General features: G+C 63.1%; 12 protein-coding genes. 7 read left to right on the top strand and 5 right to left on the bottom strand.

The features are described from left to right. From VGO04_RS27480 to VGO04_RS27470, 3 genes are all read left to right on the top strand, one after another. Complete coding sequence (locus VGO04_RS27480; protein WP_327499141.1) at positions 1 to 633, top strand: 2-dehydro-3-deoxy-6-phosphogalactonate aldolase; 633 nt, start codon at positions 1 to 3, stop codon at positions 631 to 633. Between the two features lie 4 nt (positions 634 to 637). Further along, on the top strand, positions 638 to 1519 hold the full coding sequence (locus VGO04_RS27475) for an SMP-30/gluconolactonase/LRE family protein (RefSeq protein WP_327499140.1): 882 nt from the start codon (positions 638 to 640) through the stop codon (positions 1517 to 1519). An 82-nt stretch (positions 1520 to 1601) separates the two neighbouring features. Next, positions 1602 to 3326, top strand: a complete 1725-nt coding sequence (locus VGO04_RS27470) for an IlvD/Edd family dehydratase (RefSeq protein ID WP_327499139.1) — start codon at positions 1602 to 1604, stop codon at positions 3324 to 3326. 4 nt (positions 3327 to 3330) lie between these two features. On the opposite strand, the gene VGO04_RS27465 is transcribed toward VGO04_RS27470, so the two are convergent. Further along, entirely contained in the window at positions 3331 to 4521 is a 1191-nt protein-coding gene (locus VGO04_RS27465; RefSeq protein ID WP_327499138.1) for a hypothetical protein, read from the bottom strand. 321 nt (positions 4522 to 4842) lie between these two features. Here VGO04_RS27465 and VGO04_RS27460 point away from each other — a divergent pair, with 321 nt between their 5' ends. Further along, positions 4843 to 5472 carry a PRC-barrel domain-containing protein gene (locus VGO04_RS27460; protein WP_327499137.1) on the top strand — a complete coding sequence of 210 codons (630 nt, stop codon included), beginning with the start codon at positions 4843 to 4845 and terminating at the stop codon, positions 5470 to 5472. A 128-nt stretch (positions 5473 to 5600) separates the two neighbouring features. On the opposite strand, the gene VGO04_RS27455 is transcribed toward VGO04_RS27460, so the two are convergent. Then, entirely contained in the window at positions 5601 to 7151 is a 1551-nt protein-coding gene (locus VGO04_RS27455) for a trimethylamine methyltransferase family protein (protein WP_327499136.1), read from the bottom strand. Between the two features lie 91 nt (positions 7152 to 7242). Here VGO04_RS27455 and VGO04_RS27450 point away from each other — a divergent pair, with 91 nt between their 5' ends. Continuing rightward, complete coding sequence (locus VGO04_RS27450) at positions 7243 to 8181, top strand: LysR substrate-binding domain-containing protein (RefSeq protein WP_327499134.1); 939 nt, start codon at positions 7243 to 7245, stop codon at positions 8179 to 8181. A gap of 34 nt (positions 8182 to 8215) precedes the next feature. Here VGO04_RS27450 and VGO04_RS27445 read toward each other — a convergent pair whose 3' ends face one another. Further along, complete coding sequence (locus VGO04_RS27445) at positions 8216 to 9562, bottom strand: putative bifunctional diguanylate cyclase/phosphodiesterase (protein ID WP_327499152.1); 1347 nt, start codon at positions 9560 to 9562, stop codon at positions 8216 to 8218. A gap of 224 nt (positions 9563 to 9786) precedes the next feature. Then, positions 9787 to 11511, bottom strand: coding sequence for a response regulator (locus tag VGO04_RS27440; protein WP_327499133.1), 1725 nt, complete (start codon positions 11509 to 11511; stop codon positions 9787 to 9789). A 382-nt stretch (positions 11512 to 11893) separates the two neighbouring features. On the opposite strand from VGO04_RS27440, the gene mutL reads away from it, so the two are divergent. Beyond that, complete coding sequence (mutL, locus tag VGO04_RS27435; protein ID WP_327499132.1) at positions 11894 to 13711, top strand: DNA mismatch repair endonuclease MutL; 1818 nt, start codon at positions 11894 to 11896, stop codon at positions 13709 to 13711. A 90-nt stretch (positions 13712 to 13801) separates the two neighbouring features. Then, on the top strand, positions 13802 to 14035 hold the full coding sequence (locus VGO04_RS27430; RefSeq protein WP_327499131.1) for a DUF2093 domain-containing protein: 234 nt from the start codon (positions 13802 to 13804) through the stop codon (positions 14033 to 14035). Positions 14036 to 14201: 166 nt separating this feature from the next. Here the strand turns inward: VGO04_RS27430 and lpxK are convergent, their stop codons facing one another. Next, a complete protein-coding gene (gene lpxK / locus VGO04_RS27425; protein WP_327499130.1) occupies positions 14202 to 15242 on the bottom strand; it encodes a tetraacyldisaccharide 4'-kinase in 1041 nt (346 codons plus the stop codon). Positions 15243 to 15307: the final 65 nt, after the last annotated feature.

Below are 15307 nucleotides of genomic sequence, written 5' to 3'. Positions count from 1 at the left end.
ATGAACCGCATCCCCTTCCCGCCGATGAAATATCCGCTGATCGCCATTTTGCGCGGTCTCAAGCCCGAGGAAACCGAAGGTGTCGTCGGCGCCCTCATCGAGGCCGGCTTCACTGCGATCGAGATCCCGCTGAATTCGCCCGATCCGTTCCGCTCGATCGAAACCGCCGTGAAGATGGCGCCCGAAAATTGCCTGATCGGCGCGGGAACGGTGCTGACGACAGCTCAGGTGGAGCAGCTCGCCGATGTCGGAGGGCGGCTGATGGTGAGCCCCAATGTCGAGCCCGCGGTCATCTCGCTCGCAGCGAAAAAGGGCATGGTCACCATGCCCGGCGTCCTCACCCCGACCGAGGCGCTATCGGCAGCGGCGGCCGGTGCCACTGGGCTCAAATTCTTCCCGGCGAGCGTACTCGGTCCGTCCGGCATTACGGCGATCCGCGCCATACTGCCGCCGGAACTGGAGATCGCGGCCGTCGGCGGCGTTTCGGACACGAACTTCGCGGAATATGCCAAGGCCGGCATCCGCAGCTTCGGTCTCGGTTCGAGCCTCTATAAGCCTGGCATGAACGCAGCCGAGGTGAGCAAACGCGCCCACACGACGCTTGCCGCCTACGACGCAGCATTTGGAGGCTGAGGCTATGGAAGCCATCCCCTTTTCCGGCCGCATCCTCGACGAGGCGCCGTCCCAGCTTGGCGAAGGCCCGACCTTCGACCCGGCGACCGGCACCGCCTGGTGGTTCAATATCAAGGGCCAGGAGTTGCACGAGCTGCACCTCGAAAGCGGCCGCAAGGCGGTGCATGCGCTGCCCTTCCTCGGCAGCGTGCTTGCGGTCATCGACCCCGCGCGCCAGCTGATTGCCTCCGACCAGGGGCTGTTTGTGCGCGACACAAGATCGGGCCAGCTCAGCCTGTTGACGGCGCTCGAAGACAAGCCGGCCAACCGCTCCAATGACGGCCGCGTCCACCCCTCTGGCGCGCTCTGGATCGGCACCATGGGCCGCAAGGCCGAGGATCTGTCCGGCGCGATCTATCATGTCGCCGGCACGAAGGTGACCAGGCTCTATGCCGACATCAGCATTCCGAACAGCATCTGTTTCTCGCCGGATGGCACGATCGGCTACTTCATCGACAGCCGCGTCAACAAGCTGATGCGCGTCGAGCTCGATGCTGAAACCGGCCTGCCGAAGGCCGAGCCGACCGTGCTCATCGACAGCAAGCCCTATCCCGGTGACATGGACGGTTCGGTCTGTGACGCCGACGGGCTGATCTGGAACGCACGCTGGGGCACAGGCACGGTCGATGTCTACAAGCCGGACGGCAGCATGGTCGCCCGGCACAAACTGCCGGCAACGCAGACGAGTTGCCCTGGCTTTATCGGCGCCAAGGCAGACAGGCTGATGGTGACGAGCGCCTGGCAGGACATGGACGAGACGGCACGCGCCGCCGATCCGCATGCCGGAAAGACATTCGAACTCGGCGTAAGCGTGAAGGGCCGGTTCGAACCGTCATTCCGCCTCTAAAACAGAGCCTCTTGGCGAAGCGCCAATAAAAAGTCATACAATTCAGCCACGCGATAGATCGCATGGTGAGGAGGAAGCTCGCATGAGCGACAAGAAAAAAGAACTGCGCAGCCGCCATTGGTACGGTGGAACGGACAAGGACGGGTTCATCCATCGGTCCTGGATGAAGAACCAGGGGTTTCCGGATCATGCCTTCGACGGGCGCCCGATCATCGGCATCTGTAACACCTGGTCGGAACTGACGCCCTGCAACAGCCACCTTCGCATTCTTGCCGAAGGCGTAAAGCGCGGCGTCTGGGAAGCCGGCGGTTTTCCGGTCGAGTTCCCTGTTTCCTCGCTTGGCGAAACGCAGATGCGCCCGACGGCGATGCTCTTTCGCAACCTGCTCGCCATGGACGTCGAAGAGGCGATCCGCGCCTATGGCATAGACGGCGTGGTGCTGCTTGGCGGCTGCGACAAGACCACGCCGGGCCAGCTCATGGGTGCTGCCTCCGTCGACCTGCCGACGATCGTCGTCTCCTCCGGTCCGATGCTCAACGGCAAGTGGAAGGGCAAGGACATCGGCTCCGGCACGGATGTCTGGAAGTTCTCCGAGGCCGTGCGCGCCGGCGAAATGAGCATGCAGGAATTCATGGCGGCCGAAAGTGGCATGTCGCGCTCCCCGGGCGTGTGCATGACCATGGGCACGGCCACCACCATGGCCTCGATCGTCGAGGCGATGGGCCTGTCACTGCCAACGAACGCCGCCCTGCCCGCGGTTGACGCGCGCCGCATGGCGCTGTCGCATATGACGGGTAAGCGTATCGTCGAGATGGTGCATGAAGACCTGCGCCTGTCGAAGATCCTGACCAAAAAGAACTTCGAGAACGGCATCATCGCCAATGCCGCGGTTGGCGGCTCCACCAACGCCGTCGTGCACATGCTGGCAATTGCCGGCCGGGCCGGCGTCGACCTCTGTCTTGAGGACTTCGACCGTGTCGGCGGCCAGGTGCCCTGCATCGTCAACTGCATGCCGTCCGGCAAGTATCTGATCGAGGATCTTGCCTACGCCGGCGGCCTGCCGGCGGTCATGAACCGCATCCAGCACCTGCTGCACGCCGACGCGCCAACGGTCTTCGGCGTGCCGATCAGCAGATACTGGGAAGATGCCGAAGTCTATAACGACGACGTCATCCGCCCGCTCGACAATCCGCTCAGGGCGGCCGCGGGCATCCGCGTGCTCAAGGGCAACCTTGCGCCCAACGGCGCCGTCATCAAGCCATCGGCCGCAAGCGAACATCTTCTGGTTCACGAGGGGCCGGCCTATGTGTTCGAGACGATCGAAGAACTGAAGGCGAAGATCGACGACCCGGACCTGCCGGTGACAGAGGATACCATCCTCGTCCTTAAGGGCTGCGGGCCGAAGGGCTATCCGGGCATGGCCGAGGTCGGCAACATGCCGATCCCGCGCCGCCTCGTCGAAAAAGGCGTGCGCGACATGGTGCGCGTATCCGACGCCCGCATGTCGGGCACCGCCTTCGGCACCGTCGTCCTGCATGTCAGCCCGGAATCGAATGCCGGCGGGCCGCTGGCGATCGTCAAGACCGGCGACCGCATTCGGCTCGATGCGATGAAGGGCGAACTCAACCTGATGATCAGCGACGAGGAGTTTCAGTCACGCATGGCCGCCTGGCAGGCGCCGCCGCAGAAATGGACGCGCGGCTACTACAAGCTCTACCAGGACACGGTGCTTCAGGCCGACAAGGGTGCGGACCTCGACTTCCTCGTCGGCGGCAGCGGCAGCGAGGTCCTGCGCGAGAGCCACTGACCGCTCAGGCCGCCTGAGAACGCCCGTTCCGGGATACCTCCAATACCTCGCCGCCCGGCGGGGTATTTTCATTTTTGGCGCCAGCGACGGAGACCAACGCGGTTTCAGCGTGGGAACGCAGCCGCGACCAGGCCTCGATCCCATAAATGGCGAGGCCCAGCGCGATGAAGAGCTCCTTGTATTCGGTTGGGTCCCACAGACGCACGAGATCAGCTGCCTTGAGCACGAAGAGCTGCTGGATGACGACGATCAGGATGGCAGCCGCCGTCAGCAGGATGAACTCGCGCCAGTGTCCCGCCTTCAGCGCAACATCCGCGATCACCAGCAGCATGATCACCGTCGTCATCGCCATCATCTGGGTCGGCAGCATGCTCCAGTTGTCGCTGTTGAAGGCAGCCATGGGGGCGCTTGCCACGAGCACCAGCAGGCTCGGGGCGAAGGCCTGCAGCCGTCCAAGATCGACACCGGTGCGCAGGTATAACCAGATGAACGGTGCCAGCGACAGAAGGACGAAGCTGCCGGCGTAGTAGAGCAGCTCCGAAAAGCCGGTGGAGATGTTGTGCAGGTTCAATTCCTGCTGCTTGTTGAGGACCAGCAATGCTTCCGGCGTGGCAAAACCGAAGACGCGCTGCATCCAGGATATCTCTTCCATCCCGATCACGAAGAAGCCGGCGGCCAGAAGGGCGGCAACAGCAGCCGAGATAAAGGCGAGGCGCCCCTCTCCGGATAAGGCAGCGCGAAACTGTCCGGCTGCCGCGGCCGCCAGAAATCCAGAGGCGACAAAGATCAGCAGAGCCGACGTCCATTCGACCAGGCTGTCTTCGCGCGCAAGCAGGCTGAAGTCGAGCGGGTCGATGACGAAGGCGAGTGCCATCAAGGTAGCGAGTACCCAGGCGGCGCTGCAGATCCCGAGTTCTCGACCGGAGGCCAGCCGGAGCACCGGCGCCCCGAAACCCGCTGCATCGCGGGTAAATCCTTGAACGACGGCGAGCGAGAGGCTGAGCGCGATCCAGGCGTGCCAGAGATTGTAGAGTTCGACCTTGGGAGCGCGCTCTGAAAAATAGCGCGCGCCGAAGAGATTGCGCTCGATGAGAACGAGGCCGATCATCGCCAGGATGGACAGAAAGGAAACTGAGAGAAAGCGCCGCGGCAGAAACATCGAGAAAATCGTCCAGGACGCAGGATGAAGAAGCACTTCGCTATTTCCTGCCTTGTCGCAAGTATCGACAAGAACAATCAAAATTCCATGAATGAACTGAAGATTATTATAAATTACTAATTTACATATATTCAAAGCCGATAATAAATCTGGCAATGGGCTCATAGTTCTTATTCGTCAATTGAACGTAATGGCATCGCGTTCGACATCAGCGCGCCCTCATCACTGAATTTTTTGCCTGCTTTTTTGGAACCGTTCCTGGATCCGCGCGTTGAGACCGTATCACCGGTGCGGATGTCGGCAACAGAAACCGGCCCCCGCGCCTTGATAGACAACGTCAAGGAAAGGCAGTTTGATATGACCAAGAAACTCGCAACGACCGTCGCGGCTGGCGCGCTTCTCATAGGCCTCGCTGTCGCCCCGGTGTCTTTCGCGCAGGATGCAACGAAGCCGATGGACCAGCCGCAGACGATGCAGCCGGTTCCGGGCGGCGACGCGCCTGCTGATCAGGCTCAGACCAAGCCGCCGATTAGCGAAGAAGCACCTGCAGACGTCGCTGCGGCCGGCGCCACCTATCTGACCGAGCAGCAGCCCGACCAGATTGCGGCCAGCACCTATATCGGCCAGACCGTATACAACGCCGGTGACGAAAAAATCGGCGAGATCAACGACCTGATCATGAAGAAGGATGGCGGCGTCGAAGCGGCCGTGATCGGTGTCGGCGGCTTCCTGGGCATGGGCGAAAAGAACGTCGCCGTTCCGTTCGACCGGATCGCGATCGCCGAGCAGCCGAACACAGATGCGCTGAAGCTGACGACGACCGAAACCGTCGACACGCTGAAGACAGCGCCAGAGTTCAAGACCAAGTCGCAGCAGGTGGCCGAGCAGAACGCCAACCAGCCGGTTGACACCTCGACGACCTCTTCGACCACGACCACTGCACCGGCCCAGCCGATGCAGCAGGGTACCGAGCAGCCGCAGCAGTAACATGTGATCACGCAGTTCAGTACGCCTTCCAGCGAGCGGCGGTGCTTGGCACCGCCGCTTTCGCTTGCGCTCAGGGAGCAGCGGGTCTCTCGACAATGCTTCGAGCGCGACGGCCCGTGACGGCCTCGTCAGTACCAGGCATCCGCCATGCTCTCCTTGCGGCGCGTGACATAATCGACCAGCGCCTCGTCTACCGCTACATCCAAGGGCGGCGCTTCGTACTCGGCAAGCGTCTTCTTCCAGGCGCGGTTGGCGCGGGTCGCCATGTCCGTCTCGCCCTGCTCGACCCATTTTTCAAAAGGCTCGTTGTCCGACAGCCCTGAATCCCAGAAAGCAGTCTGGTAGTTGCGCATCGTGTGGTCGCAGCCGAGAAAATGGCTGCCGGGGCCGACCTGCAGAAAGGCGTCCATCGCAAGCGTGTTGTCGTCGACGACGACGCCGGCGAGATAGGAATGCAATGCGCCGCAGAAGTCGGTGTCCATCATGAATTTTTCGTAGGACATGGCGAGCAACCCATCGACGAAGCCCGCCGAGTGCAGGATGAAGTTGGCGCCGCAATGCACCGCCGACAGCATCGACATGGCGCCCTCCTGCATCGCCTGCGCGTCCGGCAGCTTGGAATTGGAGAAGTTGCCGGCACAACGCAGCGGCAGGCCGAGGCGGCGCGCAAGCTGGCCGACGACCATGCTGCCGATCGCCGGCTCCGGCGTACCGAAAGTGGGCGACCCGGACCGCAGCGACATGGACGAGAGAAAATTGCCGAAGATTACAGGCGCGCCCTTGCGCTCGAGCTGGGTCAGGGCGCAGCCGGCAAGTGTCTCGGCATAGGACTGGGCGATGGCGCCAGCGTTGGTGACCGGCCCCATGGCACCACCCAGAATGAAGGGCACGATGACGGCAGCCTGGTTCGCCCGTGCGTAGGCGCGCAGCGATTTCGTCATCGTCCCGTCCCAGACGAGCGGCGAGTTGACGTTGACATTGCCGAGGATGACGCAGTTCTCGTCAACGAAATCGCGGCCGAAGAGGATGCGCGCCATATCGATCGAATCTTCTGCCCGATCTTCCGCCGTGATCGAGCCCATGAAGGCACGGTCGGAATATTTGATGTGGCTGTAGACCATGTCGAGATGGCGCTTGTTGACCGGCACGTCGACCGGCTCGCAGATCGTACCGCCGGAATGGTGCAGCCAGGGGCTCGACTGAGCGAGCTTGATCAGATTGCGGAAGTCCTCGATCGTGCCGTAGCGCCGACCCTTGTCGAGATCCATGACGAAGGGCGAACCATAGGCCGGCGAGAAGACGACGTTGTTGCCACCGATCTCCACGTTGCGCGCGGGATTGCGGGCGTGCTGGGTGAATTGGCGTGGGGCCGAGGCGATGATCTCCTTCAGCATTCCAGGCTCGAAGGTCACCCGCACGCCGTCGATCCTGGCGCCGGCGCGCTTCCAGTGCTCGAGCGAAGCCGGGTCGTCGCGAAACTCGATGCCGACTTCGGCAAGAATCCGGTCGGCCACCGCTTCGATCCGAAGCAGGCTTTCCTCGCCGAGGATATCATAGGTCGGGATGTTTCTGCTGATATAGGGAACGCCGAGGCTGCGGCCGGCGCCCTCGCGCCGGTGTGGCCTCGTCCCACGCGTCCGCCTCGGTGCCGCCTCGGTCGCTGCCAGTGCCGTTTCCATTCCGCATCCTCCCATCATCTGAGATGATGCTATGAGCGAAAATATTCTCTGTAACGCTGGAAAAATTCGATCCATCCGATAAGCTTGATTTATGGAAAACCTGCGTCGCCTGCTCCCATCGGCCGCAAGCCTCATCGTTTTCGAGGCGGCCGGCCGCCACCAGAACTTCACCCGCGCCGCCAACGAGCTCGGCATGACGCAGGCCGCGGTCTCCTATGCGATCCGCGGCCTTGAGGAACAGCTGGGCGTGCCGCTCTTTCACCGGGTGCATCGGGCGGTGGAACTGACCGAGGCCGGCGAGAAGTTCCACGCAGACGTTTCAGTGGGGCTGTCGCGCATCCAGAAATCGGCGGAAGACATCCGCGCCAAGGGCCGCGAAACCAATGTGACGCTGGCGGCCTCGACCGCCTTTGCCTCGATGTGGATGCTGCCAAGGCTCAACCGCATGCGCGAGGATTTGCCCGAGATCGACCTTCGCATCCAGACCAGCGTGCGCGATCTCGATCTTGAGGAAGAACCGATCCCGCTCGGCATTCGCGGCGGCGATCCCAGCCATTGGCCGCGCTACCAAGCGGCGCTCTTGGCCGAAGAGGTCGTCAACGCGGTGGCGACCCCCGGCTATATCGAACAACACGGCCTTCCGAAGACGGCGGCCGATCTGCCGAGACACAACCTCATCCACCTCGAAGAACCGGTTCGCCGCGCCTGCGACTGGACCGAATGGTTTGCCAGCGCCGGCCTCGCCTATCCGAAACAGGCGCGACGGCTCGCGATCAACGACTATGTGCTGGTGATGCAGGCGGTGTTGGCCGGGGAAGGTGTGGCGCTTGGCTGGGAACACCTGATCTACCCGCAGATCCGCTCCGGCGCCCTGGTTCCGGTCGCCGGACACGTGCTTAAGACAGGGCTCGCTTTCTACGTCGTCTGGCCACGCTCGCGCGAGCTCAACGCCCAGGCAAAACGGGTGCGTGACTGGCTGCTGGAGGAAGGGCGGCGCGACCGCGCGGCCCTGTCGGAGAACGAAGCGTAAAAGTGCGCGACAAACCAAGCGGTGCTAGGACCGATCAGGCCTGCCCCTGAAGATCGCGATAACGATCGGCGAGATAGCGCATCGTCGCGACCGCATCGGCCGGCTTTCCGTAGAAATAGCCCTGCCCCAGACCGCAACCGAGTGCCTTCAGTTTCAAGGCCTCGGAGAAATCCTCGATGCCTTCGGCGACCACCTCAAGCTCAAGCCCCTCGCACATCGAGACGATCGCCTTGATGATGTGCTCCGAAGCACGATCGGCCGAGATGCGCGAGACGAAGGCGCGGTCGATCTTGACCTTGTCGAAGGAGAAATCCCTCAGCCGCCCGAGGCTCGACTGGCCGGTGCCGAAATCGTCAAGCGAGACGCGCACACCGGCGGCGCGCAGCTCCGAGACGATCTTCTGGGCCGTATCCGCATCGGCCATGACCGCCGTCTCGGTGATCTCAAGCTCCAGGCGGCGCGGATCGAGGCCGATCTGGCTGATGATCGACAGCAGCCGCCGGCTGGTGGTCGGATCCATGAGCTGCGCCGAGGACAGGTTGAAGGAGAGGAAAAGCTCCTTTGGCCAGGACAATGCGGCATGGGCCGCCTTGCGCAACAGGACCTCGGCCAACGAATCGATGAAGCCGCGCTCCTCGGCGAGCGGCACGAACACGGCGGGAGACACATAACCGAGATCGGCGTCGCACCAGCGTGCCAAGGCCTCGAAGCCGACGACCGCATCGTTGCGCAGATCGACGATCGGTTGAAAATGCACATCGACCTCGTTGGCGATGATCGCGTTGCGCAGTGCCTGTTCAAGCTGCGTGGCGCGCTTCATCTCCTGGGCGATTTCTTGCGAATAGACGGTGATCTGGCCGCGGCCGCGGCGCTTCGAGCGATAGAGCGCGGTATCAGCGCTTTTCAGGAGGTCGTCGAACACCTCGCCGGCGAAGGGATAGACGGCAAAACCGAAAGAAGCGGACAGGCGCACGTGCCGGTCGCCAAGGTCGAAGGGGGCCGAGAGCACCTCCTTCAGCATCTGGCCGATCTTTTCCGCACCCTTGCGCTCGAAAACGAGCGGCAGGACGAAGGCGAATTCATCGTTTTCGGAACGGGTGATCGTCGCGCCCTCGGGCGCACAGGCTTGCAGCCGGTAGGCAACCTGGCAGAGAATCTCATCCCCTGCTGCCGGTCCGAACAGATCGTTGATCGGCTTGAACCCATCGATGTTGGCAAGGCCGATCGTGAAGGGGGCAGGATCGCTGGCGCGCTCACTTGCAAGGTCGATGACGCTTTGACGCAGGCAACGGGCGTTGCCCAGCCCCGTCAACGGGTCGATGTCGGCCCGCAGAGCTGGCAGTTCATGGCCGCCACGGTGATGGGGCGTTTCCGCGATCATCATCGCCGTCCCCCTTTGGGCCGCCGCGGCGCGAACCGGCAGTGCCGTTCAGACACGGCCGGGGCTGGGGCAACGAGGAGGACGCGACGCATACGGATGGGGCTCTACACTTTAGCGGCAATTCGGTTGAGACGATCGCAATCCGCGGTTAACAATCCGATATCGCGCCACGCCAAGATTTGCCATCGGCCTCCCCAATTCTAGCGAGTTGACACGCTTTTTACTCAACCTGCCGTGCGTATTGCCTTTACCGGCATGAATTTTCTCAAGACCGCCTCGATCATATCCGGGCTCACCGGCTTCATGATGTGGTCATCCATGCCCGAGGCCTTGCATTGCTGCAGGTCGATATCGAGCGCCTGCGCGGTGACCCCGATGATGGGCGTTTTCTGTCCCCGCGCCTTTTCGGCCGACCTTATGGCGACGGTCGCATCAAATCCGTTCATCACCGGCATCGACACATCCATCAGCACAAGGGCCGGCTGCAGCTCGTGCCACAGCTCGACGGCTTCGCGGCCGTTGGCGGCGATGCGATGCGAGACGCCCAGCCCTTCGAGGATCTGGGTGAAGACGAACTGGTTGATCTGGTTGTCTTCGGCGACGAGCACGTCGACCTGAGGTGCGGGCGGTGGGGGGGCAATCCCCTCGGCCTCGAATGACAGCGACCACTCCGGTTGCGTTGATGCCGTCACGCCTCCCCGTTCGGAGCAGACACGGAAGACTTCCGCAAGCACGGCGGCGCCGTCCTGCTCTGCGGAAACGGCAAGGATCGGACTATCGCGCCAGGCGGAGCCGATCTTCTGTCGCTCTGGGAAGGCTCCATCGAGCAGGAGGATGTCGAGTTTCAGCCCCGCTTCGTCGATGGCGAGGGAGAAGGCACGCAATTCGTCGGCATCGCGAACGGCGCAGGCGTCGAGACCCGATCCGCGCAGGCGGGCGACAAGCCGTTCTTCCAGCAATCGGTCGCCAGTTGCCAGCAGCACGCGCAGGCCGCGTGCAGGCAAGGTCTCGATCATGGACCCCGCCTCGACCAATTGCTGGACGTTCAGCGCCCGGAAGGGATCGTAGAAATTCTGTGCTGCCGCGAAAATGCTGTAGTCGCGGATCTGCAGCCCGGCCTCAACGGGAGGTTCGCCGCTGCTTTGATACCAGACGGCAATGTCGGTCACGTCGTTCATGCAGGTGACGACAAAGTGACGGCCGGGCATGCCCACGCGATACTTGCGTGTCAGCACCCAGAGATCGCTGCCGTCGGCGCGCACGATGTGTTCGGCTTGTGAATGCGGCTTGCCGGTTTCAAGCACCAGCCGATCCGACTGCTCGAACCGTTCCGCCATTTCACTGTCGACCAGGTCCCAGGCGGAGCGGCCGAGGATCCCGTCCTGTGGCAGGTCGTGGATCAGGCAGAAGGCTTTGTTGACCGCGATATAGTTGAGGTTGCGATCCTTCACGCATATGGGATTGGGCTGGGCGTCGAGGATCTCTTCGGTCAGCTCGACCCGCTCCAGGTCCGTCTGCAACTGATCGTCGCGCTTCTTCTGGTCGGAGACGTCGCTGATCGACAGGATGCCCATGCCGCTCGACAGGCGGCGCTTGCGCATCGAAATCCACCGCGTGCGGCCAGCGCGCTCGACGCTCTCGTAGCGCTCGCGCCAATGCAGCGCCATGTGCTCGGCAATCCAGTCCTCGCGATTGGTACGCCGCCGGCTGCTTTCCGGCACGGTGCCTGGACGGACGCCGGTGTCGTAGACAGCGCCGAGAAAGTCCCTCAGCCGCGTCCCGGGCAGCAGAATTTCGGCAGGCACCGGAAAATACTGCAGCATCGTGCGACTGGAAAACAGAATGGTATCGTCCCGACTGCAGACAAGCATAGCGATGCCGAGTGCGTCGCAACTCGACTCAAGAATGACCCTGTTGATGTCCGCGCCGATCGACGCCCCATCGTTCATCGCGATGTCCTCGCTCGCCTACTGCATGCTTGCTGGATCGTCTCCGATCCAAGGGAAAAACACGCAGCCAATCAAAGTGCTGCGGCGACCGTTATGCGTCGGAAAAGACGCGCGGCTGAGCAGCGGCGGTTACATTTCGGGACATGCTGGGGTGGCCTTGGCAGGCATCTCTTTAAGCGAAGGGAGTACGGCGTCCAGCTACGCCGCAATGCTCAAAGGACAAAACCCGTGATCATTCAGGTTGTTGTGGAAAATCGCAGCAGAGTGTTAAGGGCCCATTAAACCCGCGATCATTTTTCCGGCCCTTCCGACGTGAACGAGAGGTAGGGGACGAGACGCCGTGCCCTCTTCCGTTTCGCCGGCGAATCCGGGAAAATGCGGCATGGCCATCAAGCAGCTTTCAGAAACCCTCATCAACCAGATCGCCGCCGGCGAAGTGATCGAACGCCCCGCCAGCGCCGCCAAGGAGCTGATCGAGAATGCGCTCGACGCCGGCGCAACGCGGATCGAGATCGCAACCGCCGGCGGTGGCAAGACGTTGCTGCGTGTCACCGACAATGGTTCCGGCATGACGCCTGTTGACCTCGAACTGGCGGTTCGCAGACATTGTACGTCGAAGCTCGACAACAGCCTTTTCGATATCCGCACGCTTGGCTTTCGCGGCGAGGCGCTGCCGTCGATCGGTTCGGTCGCCCGGCTGTCGATCACGACGCGCGCAGCTGGCGCCAACGAAGGTGCGATCATCGCCGTCAACGGCGGCAAGACGGACGCCGTCCGCCCGTCGCCGGCCAACACCGGAACAGTGGTCGAGGTCCGCGACCTCTTCTTCGCAACACCTGCCCGTCTCAAGTTCATGAAGTCGGAAAAGGCGGAAGCCGCGGCAATTTCGGAAGTGGTGCGCCGCATGGCCATCGCCTTCCCGGCGGTTCGGTTCGTTCTTTCCGGCAGCGACCGTTCGACGCTGGAGTTTCCAGCGACCGGCGCGGACCGCCTGGCGCGCATGGCGCAGGTGCTCGGCAAGGATTTCCGCGACAATGCCATCGAGATCGACGCGGCGCGCGAAGACGTCGAGCTCACCGGCTTTGCCGGTGTGCCGACCTACAACCGCGGCAACTCGCTGCAGCAGTATATTTTCGTCAACGGACGGCCGGTGCAGGACAAGATGTTGCTGTCGGCGATCCGCGCCGCCTATTCCGAGACGATCCCGAGTGGCCGCTATCCGGTGGCGGTGCTGTCGATCGCGCTCGATCCCGAGCTTGTCGACGTCAACGTGCATCCGGCGAAGTCCGATGTCCGCTTCCGCGATCCCGGCCTCATCCGCGGCCTCATCATCGGCGCGATCCGCGAAGCGTTGAACCGCGAAGGCGACCGCGCCGCGACAACGGGCGCGCGCGGCATGATGCAAGCCTTCCGCTCCGGCAACTACCGCCCTGAGCCCTGGAGCGCAGAGACATCCCCTTCCCGCCCGGCGCATTTCGGCGCCATGCTGCGCGAGCTCGGAGAAACCCCGCAGGCAAGCTTCGCCGCCTTCTCGGCACCCTCGGCACGGATCGCAGCGCCGTTCGAAGGGGTCGTGCCTGCGCCGGCAGCCGAAGCCCCAGAGGCATCGCAGCCTCAATCCTTCCCGCTCGGCGCGGTCCGGGCGCAGCTGCACGAGAACTATATCGTCGCGCAGACCAATGATGGCCTTGTCATCGTCGACCAGCATGCCGCCCATGAACGGCTGGTGTTCGAGGCGATGCGCACGGCGCTGCATTCGCGACCGGTTGCCGCCCAGGCGCTGCTCATCCCGGAAATCGTCGACCTTTCCGAAGACGACTGCGACCGGCTGATCGCGCATGCGGCGGAATTCGCCCGTCTCGGTCTCGCGATTGAACGTTTCGGCCCCGGCGCGATCGCCGTGCGCGAGACGCCGGCGATGCTCGGCGAAATGGATGCCGTCGGCCTGGTGCGCCAGCTGGCCGACGAGCTTGCCGAGTGGGATACGGCAAGCGGCCTGACGAGCCGGCTTGAATATCTCGCAGCGACGATGGCGTGCCATGGCTCGGTTCGCTCCGGCCGGCGCATGCGCACCGAGGAAATGAACGCACTCTTGCGGCAGATGGAGGCAACGCCTGGTTCCGGGCAATGCAACCATGGCCGGCCGACCTACATCGAACTCAAGCTCACCGATATCGAGCGGCTGTTCGGACGAAGCTGATCGGGCGCGACGTTGTGAAATGCGGCTGGCATTTTGCGGAATGCCGAGCTAGACCAAGGAAACACCACGAAGACAAAATGGGCGCCGAGCATGATGAACCGGTTTGAAGGAAGCACGTCGCGCGAGGCGAAGATCCGTTATCTCGACGGCGACTTCCAGATCGTCCTTGCTGGCTCGCATGTGATCTGCGCCATGACCGGCAAGACCATCCCCGTCGATGAGCTGCGCTACTGGAGCGTTGCCAGACAGGAGCCCTATATCGACGCGGAAGCCTCGCTCGAGGCCGAAAAACGCGCCGGTGCCCTGCCGAACCAGCGCCGCTAGAGCATCGCGCGCAAAAATGCGCGGCGGATTTGCGATATCGATGAGCGAAAAATGAAAGGCTTAATGCGCAAGGAGCGAACCTGAACGGTCGCGACGCGCTTTAAGCCCCATCGACGCGAGCCTTCGCGCCTCCCCTCAACCAGGATGACCGCACGAGAGACTGCCGCTATTTGCCAGCGCCCTCGCGCAGCTTGCGTCCTCGCGCGGCGGCGATCGCCGTCTCGATGATTTTCGCAGGCGCCGACGGATCATCGAACCTGACGTCGATCTCGATCACCCTGCTTGCATCAACCAGCTCGGCGGCGCGGCCGTGGCCGGGCTCCAGCCGCACCATGTCCTTGGCGGTGGTGACCAGCGTGCACCCCAGGGCGGATGCGCGATCCAACAGGTCGCCAATCTCGTCGTCGGAAAAATGGTGGTGATCGGGAAAGCTGCGGGTTTCCTCGATCACGGCACCGGTCTCACGCACGGTGCGATAGAATTTTTCGGGATCGGCGATACCGGCCCAGGCGAGCACCCTGACGCCATCAAGCGATCCGTCGTCACGCTTCACGACGTCCGCCTCGTAGATCTGCTTGCCGGCCCGCGCGGCGCGGCGGATCAAGGCGTCGGCTTCCGTGCCGCCGCCAATCTTCAGCAATGCCGTGGCGTGGCGGATCTGGTTTTTCAGCGGCGCGCGCACCGGCCCTGCCGGCACAAGATAGCCGTTGCCGATGCCGCGGCGAGAATCGATCACAAGCAGCGCGAAATCGAAGGCCAGCCGCGCGCTCTGGAAACCGTCATCCATGATGATGATATCCACGCCCTCCTTCACCAGACGGCGAGCACCGTCGACGCGACGGCGGCAGACGACGGTGAGCGCCTCACGCGCCAGAAGCAGCGGCTCGTCGCCGACGTCGCGCGCGCGATGGTGTTCGGGATCGACGACGGTCGTCACGTCGAGCGAACCGCCATAGCCGCGGCTCAAGAAGCCGGGCTTCAGACCCTTCTGGCGGATGGCGCGTGCAAGCGCGATCGCCGTCGGCGTCTTGCCGGCACCGCCGACGGTGAAATTGCCGATGCAGATAACCGGGACGGGAACCGTGGCCCGCTGGGCGCGATCCATGCGCATGCCGGCAATGCGCCCGTAAGCCCATGAAAACGGCCACAAGGCACGAGCACGCCAATCCGCCTTGGTCCACCAGAATGGCGGCGCTTCCGATACCATCTTCGTTCCATGGCCTCCCGGCCGCTGAAGTCCTTCCTCTCCGGGAGGGACGGTTTAAAACCGCC

Source organism: Ensifer sp. (genome assembly GCF_035999185.1).
Taxonomy (GTDB): Bacteria; Pseudomonadota; Alphaproteobacteria; order Rhizobiales; family Rhizobiaceae; genus Ensifer.
The sequence above is the reverse complement of the archived record's forward strand: the minus strand, read 5'-3'. Positions and strand labels throughout refer to the sequence as shown.